Here is a 21942-nt window from a genome sequence, read left to right as displayed (position 1 = left end):
CGCGTTCGCGCAAGGCTTGCGAAGCCCGGCCGCCTCAGGCGGCCGGGCTTTTCGTTTTGGCGGCAACGTCCTCGCTCAGCATCGCGATCGAAGCGAGCGCCGTTGCCGTATGCTTCTCGACGCCGTCGCTGACGCAGAAAACGTCGGCTGCGACCACGGAGACCTGACGCCCCGGCTTGATCACCCTCGCCCGGCAGATCAGCTTCTCGCCCGCCGCGGGCGACAACAGATTGAGCTTGTATTCCGCCGTCAGCGCCGGCTGGCCTCGCGAAGTCGCGGCTGCGATCGTCGTGGCGTTGTCGATCAGGAACGCGGTGACGCCGCCATGGAAGAAACCGTGCTGTTGCAACAGCTCCGGCCGGCGTTGCACCGCGATCGTGCAGGTGCCGCGCGACAATTCGGACAGCTCGGCGCCGACCAGATTCATAAAGCCCTGCCGGCCGACATTGGCGTGGATGCGCTCGGCGATCGCTCCGAATTCGGGATCTGCTTCGGGTCGCATGAGGCCTCTCCTTATTGCTTGTTGATTCGATCGAGCGGCCGTAGCGCGCGGCTGGCGCAGGCGATCAACGTGTCGGTCTCGGCGCGCGGATCGGCGCGGTCGCGTCCCGAAAGGAAAGCGCGGCAAAAAATCTGCGCCGGACCGATGAGCTGGCTGACGAACATGACCGGCGTCATCGGCAAGAGCTCTCCGCGCGTGACCAGCGGCGCGCGCCAGTGCTCGATGCCTTCGGCAAGGCGCGCATTCTGCGCGCGCTGGGCATCGCGAACGTTCTCGCCCCATTCGCCGCGTGATATCTCGAAGAGATAGCGCGCCTCGCGCCGGCTGGTGACGACCCAGTCCAGATGCGCCCGGATCAAGCGATCGATGCCCTGCTCGGCATCGGGAAGAGGATCGAGGGCTGCCAGCATCGCGGCGTGATAGTGCCGCAGCACCTCCAGGAACAGCGCACCCGCCAGCTCCTTCTTCGAGCCGAAGACGTGGAAGAAGCTGCCGTTGGAAGCGCGCGCCCGGGCGCGGATCGCAGCCACCGTGGCAGCTTCGAAGCCGACGCGATCGAAGACGAAAAGCCCCGCCGCCAACAAATCCTCGCGCACACCAGCCGCCATGAACGCTCCTGGAGAGCTACTCTAGAGCAACACTCTAGATACGGTCAAGACGACGAAGGCCGCGCCAGAGCGCGGCCTTCGCATGTCTAAAAAACGTGGTCGTTTATCGCGAAATCGGCGGCGTTGGCGGACCCGACGATTCGGCTGGCGCCGGTGGCGTCGCAGCGGTCGCGGGCGGCGCCGGCTCCTGCGACTTCGCTGGCGGTTCGGACCTCGCGGCGGGCTTGGGAGCAGCCTCTTCCGCCGCCTTGGGCGCAGCCGGCTCGGCGGGCTTCGCGGCGGACGGTGCCGCCGGCGTCACCTGCGGCACCGGATCAGGCCGCAACGCCGGAGCCTCGCTGCCGCGCGGCTCAACCTTGGCGCTTTCCGGCTTGGCCTCGGCGGGCTTCTCGGACGGCTTGCTGCCCTCAGATTTTCTGCCTTCGGATTTGGCCTCGCCGGTGTCCCCCTTTGCAGTCTCGGGCTTGGGCTCGACCTTCGGCTCGCTCTTCTTGTCGTCTGCCGCCGGCGCCGCGGCATCGACCTTCGGTGCCTCATCACTTCCCGGCTTGCCGCGCTTGCCGAGACGCTTGCCCTTGCGTCCTTCGGGTGCAGCCTGGCCCTCGAGCTTCACGCCTTCCTTCGTTCCTTCTTCGGCCGGTCGCGCGGCGCGCTTCTGACGCGCGCCCTCGGCGGCGGGCGCGGCAGCCTCGCCTTCCGGCTTGGCGGATTCCTGAGAACGTTGCCGACGGCCCTGATGTTCAGGGGGCTGCGCGGGATTGGTATTGGCTTCCTTGTCCTTGTCCTTGGCCCCGTCTTTCTTGTCCTTGCTGTCTTTGGCCTGGTAGCGGGTGTCGGTGGCTCCATTGGAGACAAGGTAGGAGGCGAGCACGCCGGCCATGTCGGAGCTGGTCGTGTAATGCTGACGCAGGAAGCCCGGCAGCGAGCCCGGCGCCACCGTCTTCAACAGGCCGCGCGGGCTCTTGTGACATGCATTGCAGGTCTGCGCGAAAAGCTGGGATGGGGCCTTGCCGGCCTCGAGGTTCGTCGCCTGCGCGAGAACGGTCTCGGTCGAGCCGAAGCCGATCAGAAGCAAGATCATCGCGAGGCTGAGCGCTCGGCTCGACATTCCCATCATCTCCATTGAATTCCGAGAGGTGCAGCCGGCAGGCGGCGCCACGGCGGGTCACCTTTTATCCGATTGAGCCGCGAATGGAAGCAGGCTCCGCGCGCAAGGATGTGATTAAGCGGTTTTGGAATATCCGCTTTGAGCACAGCGCAATAGCGGGCCCCGGACACCTCACTAGATTTGGATGCAAACGCATAGGAACCGCTGAGATGCCCGGGCGTAGGGTGTGAAGGCCGGGTTAGTCGCATCTCTTCGGGTTCGCTCGAGAGGATGGGTGCCGATGGACCGATTGTTGCGTCAATTCCTGTCTCAGTTCATCCGCCGCGGGTCGATGACGGTGACCACGGCGAACGGCTCGAAGTTCACCGTCGGCGACGGCTCGGGCGAACCGGTTGCAGTCCGCTTCGTCACCGCGGACGCAGAGCGGAAGATCCTGGTCAATCCCGAACTCGGGCTTGGCGAGGCCTACATGGACGGCGAGTTCATGGTCGAGCGCGGCACCATAGCTGATGCCCTCGCGATCCTGCTCGATCAACCCGACCTATTGCCGCACTGGGCAAAACCCTGGTGGCACCTGCGCTATCTGGTGCGGCACCTGAAGCAGTTCAATCCGCGCCCGCGCTCCCGCAGCAACGTCGCACATCACTACGACCTCGATGCAAGGCTCTATTCGCTCTTCCTCGACGCGGACAAGCAATATAGCTGCGCCTATTTCGAGACGCCGGAGAGCACGCTCGACGATGCGCAGCTCGCCAAGAAACGGCACGTCGCCGCAAAGCTGCTCGTCAAAGGCGGCCAGCGCGTCCTCGACATCGGCTCGGGCTGGGGCGGACTTGGGCTCTATCTCGCCGAGATCGCAGGTGCTGACGTCACCGGCATCACGTTGTCGACCGAGCAGTTGCAGATCGCCAATGCGCGCGCAGCCGAAAAGGGCCTGACCAGATCGGCCAAATTCCTGCTTCAGGACTATCGCGACATCGCCGGCCCGTTCGATCGCATCGTCTCGGTCGGCATGTTGGAGCATGTCGGCGCTCGCTTCTACGAGACCTACTTCCAGCGCTGCGCCGAGCTGTTGGACAAGGACGGCGTCATGCTGCTGCACTCGATCGGCCGCTCGCAGGGCCCGGATTCCACCAATCCGTGGATCGCCAAATACATCTTTCCCGGCGGCTACATCCCTGCTCTCTCGGAGGTGCTGCCAGCCATCGAGCGGGCGGGCCTGCTGGTCTGCGACATCGAGATTCTTCGCCTGCATTACGCCGAAACGCTGAAGGCATGGCGCGAGCGCTTCATCGCGCGGCGCGAAGAAGCCGTGCAGCTGTATGACGAGCGCTTCGCGCTGATGTGGGAATTTTATCTGGCTGCCAGCGAGATGACGTTCCGCAAGCAGGATATGATGAACTTCCAGATTCAACTCACGCGGCGCCAGGGCGTGGTGCCGATGACGCGCAATTACATCGCGCGTGAAGAAGCCCGGCTGCGGGCTGTCGAAGCCGGCGCCAAGCCGAGGCTGAAGCTGGCTGGTGAATAGATCCTAGTGGCGCAGGGTCGAAATCGGAGCGGACCCGAAAGACGCCGTTAAGGCCAATTGCATCCGCAGTGCCTTCAGGATTTCGGGGGCGACCGGCTCCCGACGCACTTCCGGCCGCTCAGCGTGCTCCATGGCCGCGATCAGCCCCGACAGCCAAAGTCTGCTGCCTGCTTCGCTTCGCCAATTCCGGGGCTGCCGTTCTGGCCGCATCGCTTGCCTCATTCCCTGGTGGCAGATCGGGAGACAACCCCCCGCCCGCTTGCCTGTTCCCGGCTGTACTCCCGAAAGAATCCGGGGAGATGTGATCTGCTTCACATAAGTCTCGTCGGCCCTGGCCTAGACCGTCGCCATGAGCAACGAGACCAAAACCTCATTCGACTTGCAGGACGACCTCCGCACCGATTACGCCCTGATCGCTACCGGCGTCGGGGCGGCCCTGGTTGCGCTGGTCTACCTCCTGCTGGTCTGAACCGAGCCAAAAGCGCCCAGCGTGCGTCATTTCGCGCGCGTCTCCATATGTCGGCCCGCCAACCTATCAGGTTCACTTCATCCGACGCTTTCCGCGGCGCGGCAGCCGCCGCTTCCAGGCCGCGACCTGGTTCCACGAAAGTCCGTCAAGCGCGGCGCATGCTGCGGCGGCCAATCATCCACCATTTTAATGATCGGTTGATAGCGGCGAGCTTTTGCTTCCGCTTTGGGCTGAGGCGGCGCTTTATCCCGGCCCCGCATCCGCCCCAGAAAATTGCTATCGCTCGACCATGGCCCTGACTGATTCGAACGTTCTCAAACTCGCGCCCGAAGCCGGAACTCCCGCCTATCGAAGCGCGCCGCATAATATTGAAGCGGAACAGAGCCTTCTGGGCGCAATCCTGGTCAACAACGACGCGTTTTACCGCGTCTCCGACTTCCTGGAGCCGAAGCATTATTTCGAGCCGCTGCACCAGACCATCTTTGAGACCGCCAGCAGCCTGATCCGGATGGGCAAGATCGCGACGCCCGTCACGCTGAAGACCTTCCTGCCCGCCGACACCGACATCGGCGGCATGACCATCGGGCAGTATCTGGCACGCCTCGCCGCCGAAGCGACCACCATCATCAATGCGCAGGATTATGGGCGCACCATTTACGATCTGGCATTGCGACGCGACCTGATCGGCATCGGCGAGGACATGGTCAATGTCGCCTATGACGCCCCAGTCGACTTCGCGCCGCGGGCGCAGATCGAGGATGCCGAGCGCCGCCTCTACGAACTCGCCGAATCCGGCCGCTATGACGGAGGCTTCCAGAAATTTTCGCAGGCGCTCACGCTTGCGGTCGATCTGGCCGCGAAAGCGTTCCAGCGCGATGGAAAGCTGTCGGGCATCTCGACGGGCCTGCGCGACCTCGACACCAAGATGGGCGGGTTGCAGCACTCCGACCTCATCATCGTCGCCGGCCGTCCCGGCATGGGCAAGACGTCGCTCGCAACCAACATCGCCTACAACGTCGCGCGGGCCTATGTCGGTGAACTCCAGGCCGACGGCACCATGAAGGCCGCCCATGGCGGCGTCATCGGCTTCTTCTCCTGCGAAATGTCGGCCGACCAGCTTGCCACGCGTATCGTCGCCGAGCGCACCGGCATCCCCTCCTCGTCGATCCGCCGCGGCGGCATCTCGGAGGCCGATTTCGAGAAGATCCGCGAGGTCTCGATCGAGCTGCAGTCGCTGCCCTTCTATGTCGACGAGACCGGCGGCCTCTCGATTGCGCAGCTAATGGCGCGCGCCCGCCGGCTGAAGCGGCAGAAGGGCCTCGACCTCATCGTCATCGACTACATCCAGCTCTTGTCAGGCTCGGGCAAGCGCAGCGAAAACCGCGTGCAGGAAATCACCGAGATCACGACCAGTCTGAAGGCGCTCGCCAAGGAACTGAGCGTGCCCGTGATTGCGCTCTCGCAGCTCTCGCGCCAGGTCGAGTCGCGCGACGACAAGCGGCCGCAGCTCTCGGACTTGCGCGAATCGGGCTCGATCGAACAGGACGCCGACGTTGTGCTGTTCGTCTATCGCGAGGAATATTACCTCGGGAACAAGGAGCCGCGCCCGGGCACGCCCGAGCACGAAAAATGGCGCCTGGATATGGATCTTGCGCATGGCAAGGCCGAAGTCATCATCGGCAAGCAGCGCCACGGCCCGACCGGCACCGTCGATGTGGCCTTCGAAGCGTCGATCACACGGTTCGGCGACCTCGCGCCGGACAGCCAGGTGCCGGACCGCAGCGGCAACGACTACTGAGTTCTCTGGGTTGAACCCGACCGGCCTCTTGCGTAAAACGGCGCCATGACAATGGCGTCCGACCCGAAAATCATTCCGCAATCCGGCCTTCTCTCCGCGGAGGCCAATCAGGCTGCCGCGCTCGCGACCTTCGGCGGCGTGCTCACCGTCGATCTCGACGCCATCATCGCCAATTGGCGCAAGCTCGAGAAGACGGCGGTGCCGGCCGAATGCTCGGCGGTGATCAAGGCAGACGCCTATGGCTGCGGCGCCGAGCAGGTCGCGCGTGCCCTGAACAAGGCCGGCTGCAAGACCTTCTTCGTCGCCACCATCGAGGAAGCGCGCAAGGTGCGCGCGGCGGTGCCGGAGCCTACGATCTACGTGCTCGGCGGCTATTTCCAGAACACCGGCGAGCACTACGCCCAGATCAACTGCCGCCCCGTGATCGGCGATCTCAACGAACTCGCCGAATGGGACGTGTTCTGCCGCCGCACCGGCTGGACCGGTGGCGCCGCCATCCACATCGACACCGGCATGAACCGGCTCGGCCTGACGCTCGCGGAAGCGCAGGCCATCATTCCCCGCATCAACGCCGGCGATCACGGCATCACGCTGGTGATGAGCCATCTGGTTTCGGCCGAGCAGCTCAACAGCCCGGTGAACGCCAAGCAACTCGCGGCCTTCCGCGGCATCGCCAGCGAATTCTCCGGCGTGCCGGCGGCACTCGCCAATTCGTCCGGCGTCTTCCTCGGCGCGCCCTTCCAGTTCGACATGGTGCGGCCGGGCGCCGCGCTCTACGGCGTGAACCCGACGCCGGAGGCCGACAATCCGATGCAGCCCGTGGCCGATCTCAAGGCCCGCATCGTCCAGATCCGCAACGTCGAGCGCGGCGAGAGCGTCGGCTATGGCGGCACCTGGACCGCACGGCGGCCGACGAAACTCGCGATCATCGCGGTCGGTTATGCCGACGGCTATTTCCGCGCAGCAAGCTCCAATGACGGCACCCGCGGCGCCGAGGTCATCGTCGCCGGCAAGCGCTGTCCGGTCGCCGGCCGCGTCTCGATGGATCTGATCGCGATCGACATCACCGATCTGCCGCCGAACGCGGCGCGGCGCGGCCACATGGTGACGCTGCTTGGCGAGGGCATCACCGTCGACGAGCTCGCGCATCATTTCGGAACGATCGGCTACGAGGTGCTGACCAGCCTCGGCCGCCGCTACGCCCGCATCTACAAGGGCGGGAATGTTGTGGAGCCGCTGGCCAAGCCGGCTCCCGCGCAGGCGGTCGAGCAGCAGACGCCCGCTCCGCCGATCGAGCAGCCCGCAAGCCCGCCGCCGCTGCCGGGCTGAGCGGCTCGCCGCCTACTTCTTTTTCCTGCTGTCCAGCGCCGTCTTGCAGGTCGCGCTGAGCTGATCGCGCTTGCTGTTGAGGCAAGCGACGATGCCGCCGCCCGGCGCAAGGCCGGCGCAGAATTTGTCATAGTCCGCCTTGCACGCGCCGCGCGGATCGGATGATTGTGCCGAGGCGCCCCCGGAGAACGCAACGGCGACGGCGATAACGGCAAAGCTCAACTTGGACATTGTTTCTCCGGTAACGGAAGGCAGGAGCCGGTAGCTCTACATGAAGATCGCGACGTTCAACATCAACAACATCAATCGCCGTCTGCCCAATCTGTTGGCATGGATGCGAACGGCGAAGCCCGATGTCGTCGCACTTCAGGAGTTGAAGGCAAGTGATGGCGAATTTCCGGCAGCCGCGATCGAAAAGGCCGGTTACGGCGCAGTGTGGTGTGGACAGAAGACCTGGAACGGCGTCGCCATCCTGGCCCGCAATGCCGAGCCCATTCTCACCCGCGATCGCTTGCCGGGAAAGCCCGGCGATCACGAAGCCCGCTACATCGAGGCCGCGGTACGCGGTGTCATCGTCACCAGCATCTACCTGCCGAACGGCAATCCGCAGCCGGGACCTAAATTCGACTACAAGCTCGACTGGTTCGCGCGCCTCAAGCGCCATGCCAGAACGTTGATCAAGCAGAACCTGCCCGTGGTGCTCGCCGGCGACTACAACGTTGCGCCTGATGAGATCGACATCTATCCGACGCGCTCGTGGGACAAGGATGCCTTGATCCAGCCGAAGAGCCGTGCGGCCTTTGCCTCGCTGGTGGCACAAGGCTGGTGCGACGCGATCCGCGAACTGCATCCGGAGAAGCGCATCTACACCTTCTGGGATTACAAGCGAAACCGCTGGCCGCGCGATGCGGGCCTGCGGCTCGATCATCTCCTGCTCAGCCCTGCCCTCGCCTCACGACTGGCAAAAGCCGGCGTGGACAAGAAGGTTCGCGGCGAGGAAGGCGCGAGCGATCACGCACCGGCATGGGTCGTGCTGCGCTAGGTCAACGCCCGTAATACTCTTGCACCGTGTCCCACGCTGCTTTCTGCAGCAGCTCCACCGTCGGCGCATCGAGTCCCATCGTGTAGGAATTGCCGACCGGTGAGCGGCCCGTCAGGGCAGCGAACGTCACGCAGGTCGACAGATACGTGCCTGCGGGGCTCGGGTGCCGCTTGTCCGGCGCATACAGATTGAGCTCGGGCTGCAGCTTGCGCACGCGTGCGAAGGCCAGGCCTGCGGGGATCACCAGCGCATCATTGGCATTGCCGGCGATCGTGTAGGCCTCGGCCAACGCTTCCGTCATCTCAGGCTTGTCGGCGTACGCCCAGGACATGAACAGGACCGGCCGCATGCCATGGGCGCGGACGATCTCGCTGTCCTTCTTCACGAAGGTCGCGAACGCGTCCTTCAATTGCGGATGGATCGGGCACTGGCTGCAATCCATCATGACGACGGCGTCGTACTGCCTGCCCGGCTTGTTGAAGACGACGTTGTTCTGCTCGTCGAACGAATAGGCGCCGAGGCCGCCCGCCCGCAGCAGGTTCTCCATGTCGTGCCAATCGAGGCCTGAGCCGCCGATCGTCGCCATGGTATTGCGATAGGCCGCCTTGTTTTCGGGATACGCAGCCCGCTCCATGAAGGAGAGATGCCCGGGCATGCCGTTGTTGTAGTAGAAAAAGCTATTGCCGACGAACAGCGTGGCTTTGGGGAAATCCGGTCCTGATGTGGTGACCTTGGGCTTGGTCTGCGCCTGCGCATTGAAGCCGGCTACAACGGCCAGACACATCGCGAGCATCACTCGCGCGAAAAGACGCATCATCGGCTTCCTCCCTGTTCTATCGGGCCGGAAACAGATCAGCTTTTCAAGAAGGCCTCAAGAGCACGGGCGAGCAGCAGACATGCGTGAGAAGCCCATGCTCACCACAAATTCTTGCCGTCGATCATGGTCACCGGCACGGCCTCCAGATCGAATTCGTCGAACAGGCGCGCGTTGACGCCGACCCTGGGATTGTCGAAATCGGGCTTGCCGGTCGACCAGTCCGGCGACTCCGAATAGGTGCCGCAGCCGCAGCTTGCGCAGAAATGGTGTTTGACCGTGCGGCTACCCCAGAGATAGGTCGCGACGTTCTCCGCGGGCGACAGCAGCCGAAACTGCGCCGGCGTGTAATAGGCCCACAACGCGCCGCGCTTGGCGCAGAGCGAGCAGGTGCAACGGGTCACGCTCGAGGGCGCCTCCGTCACCTCGAACACCGTCTCACCGCAATGACAGCTTGCCTCGATCGGCATGACCCGCTCTCCGTTTTGTCAGGAGATGGTCGTAGCCGGACCCTGCTGCCAACATGCTGTCAGCAGCGCGCGGCCGGCCTTGTCCCAAGTGCTGCGAGCCCCGACTTTGCGCGCCAACTCAACAAAAACCTGAAAAACAACCCCATGCACAGTAGCCGACCGCTGGCGAATCAATGGGTTACGCATACTCCGAAACGCAGGTTTTCACCGGTCGAGACACTTCGCCCGACACGCAAACGGTGCGATGGGCCAGGAGCTGACCTCGTAGGCGCCTTGCATTGGCGCCTTGTCCTCAGTTGCAGGATGGCGACGGAGGACGCGTTACCGGGCCTCGGCGATCCTCGGTCCAGATGACGGCATCTGCGCGTGAGTTGCCGAGAACCGGTTCGACGGCGATGCCGGGTCCGGTAATCGGAAAGCGGCGTCGGCCGGCGCTCCCTGGGGTGGTCGGCGGGCAACGGTCGTCGGAAGCACGATCACCTTCGCGCCGACTTTCACGCGATCATAGAGATCAACGACGTCCTCATTGGTCAGCCGGATACAGCCGGACGAGACACGCTTCCCGATCGTATCGGGCTTGTTGGTGCCGTGAATTCGATATTCGGTCTCGCCCAGATACATCGCCCGAGCGCCGAGCGGGTTGCCGGGACCGCCTGCCATGAACCGCGGCAGATAAGGCTGACGCGAGACCATCTCCGCAGGCGGATGCCAGTCCGGCCATTCTGCCTTGCGAGCCACCGTCTGCTCACCGGACCATGTGAAACCTTCGCGGCCAACACCGATGCCGTAGCGCAGTGCTTGCGCGTCGTTCAGGACGAGATAGAGGAATGTGTTCTTGGTATCGATGATCACGGTGCCCGGAGACTGGCGGCTGGCGTAGTCGACCACCTGCCGAACGAATGCTCCGGGAACGTCGGCCGCTTTGGGCGGTTCGACCAGAGGGGCCGGAAGCGGAGCCGGAGCCGGGGCTGACGGTGGTGCATGAACTGGCGTTGCGACGTAAACCGGAGTTGACGACGCTTGGGCTTCGTGCGCGGACGGCTTTCGTGTCGGTTGCACGTTCGCCGGCCGGGACAGCAAACCGTACCCCAACGCGCCAACAGCCACGGCGCCAATTGCAACTCGTGCGGCCATCGGGATTGCGAACGTCTCCGCCTTTCCGCGTTTGGCCCGCTTACCCATACTCTTTCCCCCTGGTCACTATGCCCACGAGAGGTACCCATTAAAATTTAAGAAACTTCGAAGCGATTTCGCTGAGGCTGGAACCATCCTCGATGGTTAACGCCGGGCTCTCGTTCGCAAGATAGGGTTCCCTCGCCTCGCGGATCGCCCGCGCCGCTGGCCGCGGCTAAACTCTCCCGATTCGTGGAGACCGTTTTGGCTTTCCTCTTCGTCCTCATCGTCGGCCTCGTCGCAGGCACCATTTCCGGCATCGTCGGCACGGGCTCGTCGATCATGCTGATGCCGGTACTGGTCTATGCCTACGGGCCAAAGGAGGCGGTGCCGATCATGGCGGTGGCCGCTGTCATGGCCAACTTCTCACGAATCCTGGCCTGGTGGCGCGAGGTCGACTGGCGGGCCTGCGCGGCCTATTCGGTGACAGGCATTCCAGCCGCCGTGCTCGGCGCGCGGACGCTGCTGGCCCTGCCCTCGCACGCCGTCGATCTCGCCATCGGCGTCTTCCTGATCGCGATGGTGCCGGTGCGGCATTGGCTGGCGCGGCACGATCTCAAGGCCAATCTCTGGCATCTGGCGATCGGCGGGGCCGTGATCGGCTACCTCACCGGCATCGTCGTCTCCACCGGCCCGCTCAGCGTCCCGCTGTTCCTGTTCTACGGCTTGTCCCGGGGCGCCTTCCTCGCCACCGAAGCGGCTTCTTCGCTCGGGCTCTATATCGCGAAATCAGTGACCTTCGAACGGTTCGGCGCGCTGACCGGCGATGTGTTCGTCAAAGGCCTGATCGCTGGATCTTCGTTGATGGCAGGTGCCTTCATCGCCAAACGCTTCGTGCTGCGCCTGAAGCCGGAGATGTTCCGCGTGGTGATGGACGCGATCATGATCGCGGCCGGCCTCTCCATGCTCTGGAACGCGGCGCAGGCGTAGCCGGGCTTTCGGGGTGCGCCCGGGCTCACTCTCTCGACCTGTCATTCCGTGCTATCAGCAAACCTGAAACCCCGACTCGCTGTCCCGAACTCGCTGTCCTCATGGCCAAGAACACACTTTCCTTCGTCTGCCAGAACTGCGGCGCGGCCTATAACCGCTGGCAGGGCAAGTGCGAGTCCTGCGGCGAGTGGAATACGCTCGCGGAGGAGGACACGACCGGCAGCGTGCCGGTGTCGATCCGCTCCAAGCGCAAGGGGCGGACGTTCGCGCTGGAGAGCCTGTCCGGAAAAACCCAGGACGCCCCGCGCCTGTCCTCGGGCATGACGGAGCTCGATCGCGTGACCGGCGGCGGCTTCGTGCGCGGCTCGGTGCTTCTGGTCGGCGGCGATCCCGGCATCGGCAAGTCGACGCTGCTGACGCAGGCCACGAGCCTGCTCGCGCGCGCCGGGCACCGCGTCGTCTACATCTCCGGCGAAGAGGCGGTCGCGCAGGTGCGGTTGCGCGCCGAACGGCTCGGGCTGTCGGATGCGCCGGTGCAGCTCGCCGCCGAAACGTCTGTCGAGGACATCGTCTCGACGCTGTCTGAGGGTGCGGTGCCCCGGCTGATCGTGATCGATTCGATCCAGACGATGTGGACCGACACGGTGGAATCGGCACCCGGCACGGTGACGCAGGTGCGCGCCTCGGCACAGGCGCTGATCCGTTTTGCCAAAAGGACCGGTGCGGCCATCATCCTGGTCGGCCATGTCACCAAAGACGGCCAGATCGCAGGCCCTCGCGTGGTCGAGCACATGGTCGACGCCGTGCTGTCGTTCGAGGGCGAAGGCTCGCAGCAATTCCGCATTCTGCGTGCCGTGAAGAACCGTTTTGGGCCGACCGACGAAATCGGCGTGTTCGAGATGACCGGGCTTGGCCTGCGCGAAGTCACCAACCCCTCTGAGCTGTTTTTGTCCGAGCGCGATCTCGGCACGCCCGGCACCGCAGTCTTCGCGGGCATCGAGGGCACAAGGCCCGTTCTGGTCGAATTGCAGGCGCTGGTGGCACCCACTTCGCTCGGCACCCCGCGCCGGGCCGTGGTCGGCTGGGATCCGAGCCGGCTGTCGATGGTGCTGGCGGTGCTGGAAGCCCATTGCGGGGTCAAGCTGTCCGGCCACGACGTCTATCTGAACGTCGCGGGCGGCCTGCGCATCCACGAGCCCGCGGCCGATCTGGCCGCCGCCGCGGCGCTGGTGTCCTCGCTGGTTAATGCGCAGTTACCCACCGATGCGGTCTATTTCGGCGAGATCTCGCTGTCCGGCGTGGTGCGCCCGGTGGCGCAGACCCCGGCCCGGCTGAAAGAAGCGGCAAAACTCGGCTTTCAGCGTGCCGTGCTGCCCGAATCGGCCCGGGGCGAAGCCGGCGGTGATGCCGGCCTGTCGCTGAACGCGATCAACAGCCTGACGACATTGGTCGCCGAGATCGCCGCACGCGGGTCCCGGCGGGGCGACTCGAGTGCGCCGGCAGAGAAAAATGCCACACCGGCAAGATTCCGCCGTGGAGAGGGTTAGCCGGTGGTGACGTCCCCCGCCCTCGCCGCTATACAGCCGTCACAAAAGCAGCATGGGATTGCGTGGTTGCGGCCTTGCCGGGAACGTCGTCTGGCCCTCACTTAGGGCGGGCGGCCAAACACCGATTCGCTGAGCACCTTGAAGTACGAGCGGACCAGACCAGCCGATGCCAGTAACTATCCTCGACCTGATCCTGCTCGGTGTGATGCTGATTTCGGGCCTGCTCGCCATGGTTCGCGGCTTCATGCGCGAAATCCTGTCGATCGCGGCCTGGGGCACGGCGGCAATCGTCACCCTTTATTCATTCTCGAAGCTGCTGCCGACCGCAAAGACCTACTTCAACAACGATACCGTCGCGAGCGTGGTCGTGGTCGCCGGCGTGTTCGTGGGCACTTTGGTCGTGGTCTCCGTGATCACGGTCCGGATCTCCGACATGATCCTGGATTCGCGCATCGGCGCGCTGGACCGCACCCTGGGCTTTCTGTTCGGGCTGGCGCGCGGGCTTTTGATCGTCGTGGTCGCGTTCCTGTTCTTCACCTGGCTGGTGCCGGACAAGCAGCGCCCGGATTGGGTCACGGGGGCCAAATCCCGCGTGGTGCTGCAGGGAACCGGCGATTGGCTGATGGCCCTCTTGCCTGACGACCCCGAGAACACCATCTTGAAGAGATTCAAGAAAAACAAACCAGATGAAGAGCAAACTGATTCCGAGCAGCAGCCTTCGGGCAGTGGCGACGGATACAGCAAACCGGCTCGTGACAGCCTTAAAAAGCTGATCGAGAAACCCGCGGCGCGTTGATAAGCCCTAACGAGAGGCTCGGACGAGATGCGAAATCCTGACCAGGACGCCCTACTTGATCTCGGCCCGGCCGCGCTGGAACTTCAAGACGATCTGGAGGGGGATACGCTGCGCGAGGAATGCGGCGTCTTCGGCATCTACGGCCACCCCGATGCCGCCGCCATCACGGCGCTCGGCCTCCACGCCCTTCAGCACCGCGGCCAGGAAGCCGCCGGCATCGTCTCCTATGACGGCGGCCGCTTTCATTCCGAACGCCGCCTCGGTCTCGTCGGCGACACCTTCTCCCGCCGCGAGGTGATCGACCGCCTGCCCGGCACAATGGCAGTCGGCCATGTCCGCTATTCCACCACGGGCGCGACCATCCTGCGCAACGTGCAGCCGCTGTTCGCCGAACTGAATGCCGGCGGCCTTGCTGTCGCCCACAACGGCAACCTCACCAACGGCCTGACGCTGCGCCGCGAGCTCGTGAAGAACGGCGCGATGATGCAGTCGACCACCGACACCGAGGTGATCCTGCACCTGGTCGCGCGCTCCAGGCGCAGTCGCTTCATCGAGCGCTATATCGACGCGCTGCGCGAGATCGAGGGCGCCTATGCGCTGGTGTCGCTGACCAACAAGAAGCTGGTCGGCGCGCGCGATCCGCGCGGCATCCGTCCGCTGGTGCTCGGCGAACTCGATGGTTGCCCGATCCTGACCTCCGAGACCTGCGCCCTCGACATCATCGGCGCACGCTTCGTCCGCGACATCGAGCCCGGCGAGGTGATCGTGTTCGACGAGAACGGTCAGGACATTCACAAGCCGTTCCCGCCGATCGCGCCGCGGCCCTGCATCTTCGAGTACATCTACTTCTCCCGTCCGGACTCCATCGTCCACGGACGCTCGGTCTACGAGGTGCGCAAGGCCTTCGGTGCCCAGCTTGCGCGCGAGAGCCACGTGCCGGTCGACGTCGTGGTGCCGGTGCCGGATTCCGGCGTGCCCGCGGCAGTCGGCTACAGCCAGCATTCCGGCATCCCGTTCGAACTCGGCATCATCCGCAACCATTATGTCGGCCGAACCTTCATCCAGCCGACGCAAGCGATCCGCGAATCCGGCGTACGCATGAAGCATTCGGCCAACCGCGCCGCGATCGAAGGCAAGCGCATCATCCTGATCGACGATTCGCTGGTGCGCGGTACCACCTCGAAGAAGATCGTGCGCATGATGCGCGATGCCGGCGCCAAGGAAGTGCACTTCCGCCTCGCCTCGCCGCCGATCCTCTATCCCGACTATTACGGCATCGACCTACCGGACCGCGGTGGTCTTCTTGCGGCGACGCACTCGCTCGAAGAGATGCGCGAGATCATCGGCGCCGACTCGCTTGCCTTCCTGTCGATCGACGGCATGTACCGCGCCATGGGCGAGCCCGGCCGCGACCCCGCCAATCCGAAATTCTCGGATCATTGTTTCACCGGGGCCTATCCGACCCACCTCACCGACCAGACCCAGACCGAGCAGCAGCCCCGGCAATTGTCGCTGCTGGCGGAGGCGAGCTGACGGCGCAGCCGTCATCCCGGGGCGGTCCGCAGGATTTTCTTGCAACCTCTGGATTCCGGGTTCGATGCTTCGCATCGCCTCGGAATGACGGCGTATTGGGGGCTTGTCCCGGCCATCTACGCCTGTAAAACCCGGCCATGACAAATCCCCTCGCCAACCGCATCGCTCTCGTCACCGGCGCCTCGCGCGGCATCGGTTTTGCCACGGCAAAAGCGCTGGCCAGGGCCGGCGCGCATATCGTCGCCGTGGCGCGCACGCAGGGCGGGCTGGAAGAGCTCGACGACGAGATCCGCAAGGACGGCGGCAGCGCAACGCTGGTGCCGCTCAACCTGACTGATTCCGACGGCATCGCGCGGCTGGGCGCCGGCCTGCACGAACGCTACGGCAAGCTCGACATCCTCGTCGGCAATGCGGGCGTGCTCGGCCCCTCCTCGCCGATCGGCCATATCGAGCTGAAGGCCTTCACCGACGTGATGGCGGTCAACGTCGCCGCGAACTTCCAGCTGATCCGCTGCATGGAGCCGCTGCTCAAGCAGTCCGACGCCGGTCGCGCGGTGTTCGTCACGTCCGGCGCTGCCAACAAGGCGACCGCCTATGTCAGCCCCTACGCCGCCTCCAAGGCGGCGCTGGAAACGCTGGCGCGCGCCTGGGCGCAGGAGACCGCGAATACCAAGCTGCGCGTCAATTTGTTCAATCCCGGCCCCGTCCGCACCCGCATGCGCGCGACGCTGATGCCGGGCGAGGATCCGGCGACGCTCGATACAGCCGAGCAGGTCGCCGAATTGATCGTGCCGATGTGCGCGCCTGATTGGACCGAGACCGGCAAGTTCTACGACTACAAGAGCCGCAGCCTGATGAGCTTCCGCTCGCCGGCCTGATTGACTTGACGGCCTCCCCGCGATTGACTGCCCGCGCTCAAGCGGCAGCAAGCTGCAGGCCAAAAAAGGGAGGTTGCCATGGCGTCATGGCGGAATCGCGCAGGCTCAACGAATGCGCTCGCAAATGTCTCTCGCATCCGCTCCGTCCTGATCGCGGCCGTGGCGTTTGCGCTCCCGGGCGCGGCAACCGCCGGCGATGTCCCGACCTTCGCGGTCGATGCTTCCTGGCCAAAGCCGTTGCCGAACAACTGGATCCTCGGTCAGGTCGGCGGCATCACCGTCGACTGGCAGGGCCACATCTGGGTGATCCATCGGCCGCGCTCGCTCACCGACGACGAGAAAGGCGCGAGCCTCACCCCGCCGCGCTCGAAATGCTGCGTCTCGGCGCCGCCGGTGCTCGAATTCGACAGCGACGGCAATCTGCTGCGATCGTGGGGCGGCGCGGGCGAAGGCTATGAATGGGTCGGCCGCGAGCACGGCATCGAGGTCGACGAGCGCGGCTTCGTCTGGGTCGGCGGCAATGCCGACAATGACAACGCGATCCTGAAATTCACCCTCGACGGCAAGTTCGTCGCCCAGATCGGCAAGATCGCGCCGAGCCTCGGCAGCAACGACACGACGCAGCTCGGCAAGCCCGCCGAGACCGCGATCGACAAGACCGCCAACGAAATCTACGTCGCCGATGGCTACGGCAATCGCCGCGTCATCGTCTTCGACGCGACCACTCTCGCCTACAAGCGGCATTGGGGCGCCTACGGCAACAAGCCCGACGACACCAAGCAGGCGGCGTACGATCCCAAAGCGCCGGTGTCGCAGCAGTTCGGCAATCCCGTCCATTGCGTAAAGCTCGCCAATGACGGTCTCGTCTACGTCTGCGACCGCATCAACAACCGCATCCAGGTCTTCAAGAAGGACGGCACTTTCGTGAAGGAGTTCTTCTTCGAGAAGAACACGCTCGGCAACGGCGCGGTGTGGGACATCGCGATCTGGCCCGATCCGAAGCAGACCTGGCTGCTCAGCGCGGACGGCGAAAACAACGAGATCAGGGTCATCAAGCGCGAGGACGGCAGCGTGGTCGGAAGCTTCGGGCACAGCGGCCGCAACGCCGGACAATTGCACTGGGTGCATGCCATGGCGATCGACGCCAAGGGTAACGTCTATACCGCCGAGGTCGACACCGGAAAGCGCATCCAGAAATTCAAGTTGACGTCGGACGCGCTGAAATAGCGTCTCGACGCATTTTACCCAAAAGTTAACGGAGGGATGACGCTGCGACTCAGCGTCATCCGGCTTTAGGCGCATTGCCGCCGGCCGTGGGACACGGTAGAGCCATCAGCCGGAACAAGGCTCCCATCCAAGAGAGCTGTCCGCATGTTTGACAATGGAGGAAACCTTTTATGACGACGACGTTCGCGCGCCGCTCCGCGGCCCTTCTGGCCTGTGCCGCCTTCGGTTTTGCCACATCCGCCTACGCCCAGGACAAGACCGTCAAGATCGGCGTGCTTAACGACATGTCCAGCCTCTATGCCGACATCGGCGGCCCGAACTCCGTGGTCGCGATCAAGATGGCGGTCGAGGATTCCGGCCTGCTCAAGAAGGGCTGGAAGATCGACGTGCTGAGCGGCGACCACCAGAACAAGCCCGACATCGGCGTTAACATCGCCCGGCAATGGATCGACAACGACAAGGTCGATGCGATCGCGGACACGCCGAGCTCCGGCGTGGCGCTCGCGGTGAGCAACCTCGTCAAGGAGAAGAATGCGGTGCTGCTCAATTCGGGCGCCGCCACCGCGGACCTCACGGGTAAGGCCTGCACACCGAACACGGTCTCCTATACCTACGACACCTACATGCTCGCCAACGGTACCGGCAAGGCGTTGACCAAGGCCGGCGGCGACAGCTGGTTCTTCCTCACCGCCGACTACGCGTTCGGACATGCGTTGGAGCGCGATACCAGCGCCGTCGTCACCGCCAATGGCGGCAAGGTGCTCGGTGGTGTCAAGCATCCGCTCAACACCGCAGACTTCTCCTCCTTCCTGCTGCAGGCCCAGTCGTCGAAATCAAAGATCGTCGGTCTCGCCAACGCCGGCGGCGACACCACCAATGCGATCAAGCAGGCCGCCGAGTTCGGCATTGTGCAGGGCGGGCAGAAGCTCGCGGCGCTGCTGCTGTTCATCAACGACGTGCATTCGCTGGGTCTGAAGACCGCCCAAGGCCTGACCTTCACGGAATCCTTCTATTGGGACATGAACGACCAGACCCGCGCCTGGTCGAAGCGCTTCTCGGCGCTGGCCAGCAAGAATGCGATGCCCTCCATGACCCAGGCCGGCAATTACGCGATGGTGCTGCATTATCTGAAGGCGATGGACGCGCTCGGCGGCAACCCGCATGACGGTGCCAAGGTCGTCGCCAAGATGAAGGAGCTGCCGACCGACGACCCGCTGTTCGGCAACGGCCCGCTGCGCGCGGACGGGCGCCGTCTCATCCCGGCCTATCTGTTCGAGGTGAAGAAGCCCGAAGAATCGAAGGGACCGTGGGACTACTACAAGCAGATCGCCACGATCGCGGCGGAAGACGCAGCCAAGCCGCTCAAGGACAGCGAGTGTCCGTTGGTGAAGAAGTAAGAAGTCGTAGGGTGGGTTAGCTCTGCGGCTGCGCAAAGCGCAGTCTGCAGGACGTAACCCACCTCTTCTCGCGCGTCGGACAAGGTGGCGGATTACGCTTCGCTAATCCGCCCTACGGTTCTGATCTCGCCGCTCCCAGCGCCCGCACCGCGATCGCCACGCACACCACCATCAAGACCGCCGCGAGCAGGAACGGCGCCCCGGGCAGCTGCCATGGCGCGCTGGCGCCGATGAAGTATGAAAACGTCAGCGTGAACAGGAACGGGCCGACGAGCTGCGACACGCTCTGCACGCTCGCGGTCGCGCCCTGCAACTGGCCCTGCTGATCGGGCGCGACCAGGCGCGTCATCAGTGATTGCATGGCGGCGCCCGAAATGCCCCACAGCGACATCACGGGAATGCCGATCCAGAACAGCGGCCCGGTCGGCGCCGCGCCGAAGATCACGAAGCCGATCGCGCCACAGCACAGGCCCATCAACAAGGCGTTGCGCTCGCCGAGCACGCGCACGATCGGGCCGATCGCGAGCCCCTGCACCACCATGGCGCAGATGCCGACCATCGCCAGCGTCAACCCCACGGTTTTCGAATCCCAGCCGTAGCGATAGGTGGCGTAGAGCACGAAGGTCGAGGGAAGCACGACATGCGCGACCTGCGCGATGAAGTTGACGACGGACAACGCAGCGAGCACCGCGTTGGAACGCAGCAGGCGGAGCGCACCGAGCGGATTGGCGCTCCTCCAGCGGAACGGCGCACGCTTGTCCGGCGCCAGCGATTCCGGCAGAACGAAGAGCCCATAGAGCGCGTTGGCAAAGCTCAGGGCCGCCGAGGCCCAGAATGGCAGGCGCGGATCGATATCGCCGAGCAGGCCGCCCAGCGCCGGGCCCAGCACGAAGCCAGCGCCGAACGCAGCCCCAATCCTGCCGAACACCGCCGCGCGCCGCTCCGGCGGCGTGATGTCGGCGATATAGGCAAAGGCGGTCGAGATGCTCGCCGAGGTAATGCCCGAGATGACGCGGCCGATGAACAGCCAGACCAGCGACGGCGCCAGCGCCATCAGCACGTAGTCGGCCGCGAGCCCGAAATTCGACAGCAGCACCACCGGCCGCCGCCCGAAGCGATCCGACAGCGCGCCGAGCACCGGCGAGAACACGAACTGCATCAGCGCCCAGGCGGTGCCGAACAGGCCGAAGATGCGGGCCGCATGCGCCGTGTCGTTGTCGACGAAGCTCTCGATCAGTTTTGGCAGGATCGGCATGATCACGCCGAGCGCGAGCATGTCGAGCAGGATGGTGACGAAGATGAAGGCGACCGCACCGCGCCGGACTGGCGCTGCGCCCTGCGCCATCGCCTCGCCGGCATCGTTGCTCACGACGGCCGCTTGCGCTTATGGGCGAACGGATTGGCCTTCTCGCGCAGGGTGATACGCACCGGCGTGCCCGGCAGCTCGAAGGCCTCACGCAGCGAATTGGTGAGATAGCGCAGATAGGACTGCGGCACCGCGTCTGCGCGCGAGCAGAACAGCACGAAGCTCGGCGGGCGCGCCTTGGTCTGCGTGATGTAATTCAGCTTGAGGCGTCGGCCGGACACGGCCGGCGGCGGATTGGCCTGGACCGCCTCCTCGAACCAGCGGTTCAGCGCCGCCGTCGACACACGCCTGTTCCAAAGCGCATAGGCATCCTGGATCGCCTGCATCAATCGATCGATGCCCTCGCCCATCAAGCCGGAGACGGCGACGATCGGCACGCCCTTGATCTGCGGCAGCAAGTGATCGGCATCGCGGCGCAGGTTCGAGATCGCGCCGCCACCCTTGCTCTCCATCAGGTCCCATTTGTTGACGGCGAGCACGACGGCGCGACCCTCGCGCTCGATCAGGTCGGCGATGCGAAGATCCTGCTCCTCGAAGCGGTTCTGCGCATCCATCATCATCACGACGACTTCGGCAAAGCGCACCGCGCGCAGTGCGTCGGCGACCGAGAGCTTCTCGAGCTTCTCCTCGATCCGCGAGCGCCGGCGCAGACCTGCGGTGTCGAACACGCGAAACTCGCGGCCCTTCCAATTGATCTCGACCGCGATGGAATCGCGCGTGGTGCCTGCCTCCGGGCTCGTCAGCAGGCGCTCCTCGCCGAGCAGATGATTGATCATCGTCGACTTGCCGGCGTTGGGCCGGCCGACGATCGCGACCCGGATCGGACGCGTAGCGGCCTCTTCCTCCGTCAGCGGCTCGTCGTTTTCGAAGTCATCGTCCTCCACCGGCTCCGGCATAAGCACTCTAAGAGCGTCGTAGAGCTCACCCATGCCCTCGCCGTGCTCGGCCGAGATCTGGATGGGATCGCCGAGGCCGAGCGCGAAAGCCTCCATCGCGCCGGCATCGCCATGCTTGCCTTCGCTCTTGTTGGCGACGAGCAGCACCGGCTTGTTGGCTTTGCGGGCGAAATCGGCGAAGGCGCGATCGTTGGGCGTGAGGCCCATACGGGCATCGATCACGAAGAACAGCGCGTCGGCCTGAGCGATCGCGGCCTCCGTCTGCTCCTGCATGCGGGCAGTCAGCGAACCCTTGGCACCTTCATCGAGGCCGGCGGTGTCGATGATCGTGAAGTCGAGATCGCCGAGCCTGGCCTCGCCCTCGCGGCGGTCGCGGGTGACGCCGGGCAGGTCATCGACAAGCGCGAGCTTCTGCCCGACCAGGCGGTTGAACAGCGTCGACTTGCCGACATTGGGTCGGCCGATAATGGCAATCTTAAAGGACATGGGTCATTCGTGCGCTGCCGGAGCAGCGCCTGTCAATGAAAT

20 protein-coding genes are annotated in these 21942 nt (G+C 64.7%); 11 read left to right on the top strand and 9 right to left on the bottom strand.

Annotated elements, in window-relative coordinates; translation table 11 throughout:
- Positions 1 to 34: 34 nt before the first annotated feature.
- From ABIB66_RS13270 to ABIB66_RS13260, 3 genes are all read right to left on the bottom strand, one after another.
- Positions 35 to 502: a PaaI family thioesterase gene (locus ABIB66_RS13270; protein WP_354203971.1), complete on the bottom strand. Its 468-nt coding sequence runs from the start codon at positions 500 to 502 to the stop codon at positions 35 to 37.
- An 11-nt stretch (positions 503 to 513) separates the two neighbouring features.
- Positions 514 to 1110, bottom strand: coding sequence for a TetR/AcrR family transcriptional regulator (locus ABIB66_RS13265; protein ID WP_354203973.1), 597 nt, complete (start codon positions 1108 to 1110; stop codon positions 514 to 516).
- 103 nt (positions 1111 to 1213) lie between these two features.
- Positions 1214 to 2218, bottom strand: a complete 1005-nt coding sequence (locus ABIB66_RS13260) for a hypothetical protein (protein ID WP_354254929.1) — start codon at positions 2216 to 2218, stop codon at positions 1214 to 1216.
- A 280-nt stretch (positions 2219 to 2498) separates the two neighbouring features.
- On the opposite strand from ABIB66_RS13260, the gene ABIB66_RS13255 reads away from it, so the two are divergent.
- The 3 genes from ABIB66_RS13255 (at position 2499) to alr (ending at position 7345) form a co-directional block, all read left to right on the top strand.
- Positions 2499 to 3749 (top strand): cyclopropane fatty acid synthase, encoded by a 1251-nt coding sequence (locus ABIB66_RS13255; protein ID WP_354203977.1) that lies wholly within the window; start codon positions 2499 to 2501, stop codon positions 3747 to 3749.
- Between the two features lie 758 nt (positions 3750 to 4507).
- Positions 4508 to 6016, top strand: a complete 1509-nt coding sequence (locus ABIB66_RS13250; RefSeq protein WP_007592031.1) for a replicative DNA helicase — start codon at positions 4508 to 4510, stop codon at positions 6014 to 6016.
- A gap of 51 nt (positions 6017 to 6067) precedes the next feature.
- The gene (gene alr / locus ABIB66_RS13245; protein ID WP_354204560.1) at positions 6068 to 7345 is read left to right on the top strand and encodes an alanine racemase; all 1278 of its coding nucleotides are present in this window, start codon (positions 6068 to 6070) and stop codon (positions 7343 to 7345) included.
- 12 nt (positions 7346 to 7357) lie between these two features.
- Here the strand turns inward: alr and ABIB66_RS13240 are convergent, their stop codons facing one another.
- Positions 7358 to 7576: a hypothetical protein gene (locus tag ABIB66_RS13240; RefSeq protein WP_354055161.1), complete on the bottom strand. Its 219-nt coding sequence runs from the start codon at positions 7574 to 7576 to the stop codon at positions 7358 to 7360.
- Between the two features lie 40 nt (positions 7577 to 7616).
- On the opposite strand from ABIB66_RS13240, the gene ABIB66_RS13235 reads away from it, so the two are divergent.
- Complete coding sequence (locus ABIB66_RS13235) at positions 7617 to 8387, top strand: exodeoxyribonuclease III (RefSeq protein ID WP_275167225.1); 771 nt, start codon at positions 7617 to 7619, stop codon at positions 8385 to 8387.
- A 1-nt stretch (position 8388) separates the two neighbouring features.
- Here ABIB66_RS13235 and ABIB66_RS13230 read toward each other — a convergent pair whose 3' ends face one another.
- The 3 genes from ABIB66_RS13230 to ABIB66_RS13220 all read right to left on the bottom strand — a co-directional run bounded on the left by ABIB66_RS13230 (position 8389) and on the right by ABIB66_RS13220 (position 10853).
- Complete coding sequence (locus ABIB66_RS13230; protein ID WP_354203980.1) at positions 8389 to 9204, bottom strand: hypothetical protein; 816 nt, start codon at positions 9202 to 9204, stop codon at positions 8389 to 8391.
- 98 nt (positions 9205 to 9302) lie between these two features.
- Positions 9303 to 9671, bottom strand: coding sequence for a GFA family protein (locus ABIB66_RS13225; RefSeq protein ID WP_106943263.1), 369 nt, complete (start codon positions 9669 to 9671; stop codon positions 9303 to 9305).
- Positions 9672 to 9992: 321 nt separating this feature from the next.
- Positions 9993 to 10853 carry a L,D-transpeptidase gene (locus ABIB66_RS13220; RefSeq protein ID WP_354203983.1) on the bottom strand — a complete coding sequence of 287 codons (861 nt, stop codon included), beginning with the start codon at positions 10851 to 10853 and terminating at the stop codon, positions 9993 to 9995.
- A gap of 195 nt (positions 10854 to 11048) precedes the next feature.
- On the opposite strand from ABIB66_RS13220, the gene ABIB66_RS13215 reads away from it, so the two are divergent.
- The 7 genes from ABIB66_RS13215 to ABIB66_RS13185 all read left to right on the top strand — a co-directional run bounded on the left by ABIB66_RS13215 (position 11049) and on the right by ABIB66_RS13185 (position 19152).
- Entirely contained in the window at positions 11049 to 11774 is a 726-nt protein-coding gene (locus tag ABIB66_RS13215) for a sulfite exporter TauE/SafE family protein (protein WP_354203985.1), read from the top strand.
- A gap of 101 nt (positions 11775 to 11875) precedes the next feature.
- Positions 11876 to 13321: a DNA repair protein RadA gene (gene radA, locus ABIB66_RS13210; RefSeq protein ID WP_027517500.1), complete on the top strand. Its 1446-nt coding sequence runs from the start codon at positions 11876 to 11878 to the stop codon at positions 13319 to 13321.
- Between the two features lie 166 nt (positions 13322 to 13487).
- Complete coding sequence (locus ABIB66_RS13205; protein WP_007592055.1) at positions 13488 to 14117, top strand: CvpA family protein; 630 nt, start codon at positions 13488 to 13490, stop codon at positions 14115 to 14117.
- A gap of 27 nt (positions 14118 to 14144) precedes the next feature.
- Positions 14145 to 15650 (top strand): amidophosphoribosyltransferase, encoded by a 1506-nt coding sequence (gene purF, locus ABIB66_RS13200; protein ID WP_007609288.1) that lies wholly within the window; start codon positions 14145 to 14147, stop codon positions 15648 to 15650.
- A 137-nt stretch (positions 15651 to 15787) separates the two neighbouring features.
- Entirely contained in the window at positions 15788 to 16528 is a 741-nt protein-coding gene (locus ABIB66_RS13195; protein ID WP_354203988.1) for an SDR family NAD(P)-dependent oxidoreductase, read from the top strand.
- Between the two features lie 78 nt (positions 16529 to 16606).
- Positions 16607 to 17755, top strand: coding sequence for an NHL repeat-containing protein (locus tag ABIB66_RS13190; RefSeq protein WP_354203990.1), 1149 nt, complete (start codon positions 16607 to 16609; stop codon positions 17753 to 17755).
- A 170-nt stretch (positions 17756 to 17925) separates the two neighbouring features.
- On the top strand, positions 17926 to 19152 hold the full coding sequence (locus ABIB66_RS13185) for an ABC transporter substrate-binding protein (RefSeq protein WP_275167232.1): 1227 nt from the start codon (positions 17926 to 17928) through the stop codon (positions 19150 to 19152).
- Between the two features lie 112 nt (positions 19153 to 19264).
- On the opposite strand, the gene ABIB66_RS13180 is transcribed toward ABIB66_RS13185, so the two are convergent.
- Together ABIB66_RS13180 and der are read right to left on the bottom strand one after the other, a co-directional pair.
- Entirely contained in the window at positions 19265 to 20521 is a 1257-nt protein-coding gene (locus ABIB66_RS13180) for a TCR/Tet family MFS transporter (RefSeq protein WP_354254928.1), read from the bottom strand.
- On the bottom strand, positions 20518 to 21900 hold the full coding sequence (gene der, locus ABIB66_RS13175; RefSeq protein WP_354203994.1) for a ribosome biogenesis GTPase Der: 1383 nt from the start codon (positions 21898 to 21900) through the stop codon (positions 20518 to 20520). The genes ABIB66_RS13180 and der overlap by 4 nt, the downstream gene beginning before the upstream one ends.
- Positions 21901 to 21942 lie beyond the last annotated feature (42 nt).

It is taken from the genome of Bradyrhizobium sp. F1.13.3 (assembly GCF_040548265.1).
In the GTDB taxonomy this organism is placed as follows: Bacteria; Pseudomonadota; Alphaproteobacteria; order Rhizobiales; family Xanthobacteraceae; genus Bradyrhizobium.
The sequence above is the reverse complement of the archived record's forward strand: the minus strand, read 5'-3'. Positions and strand labels throughout refer to the sequence as shown.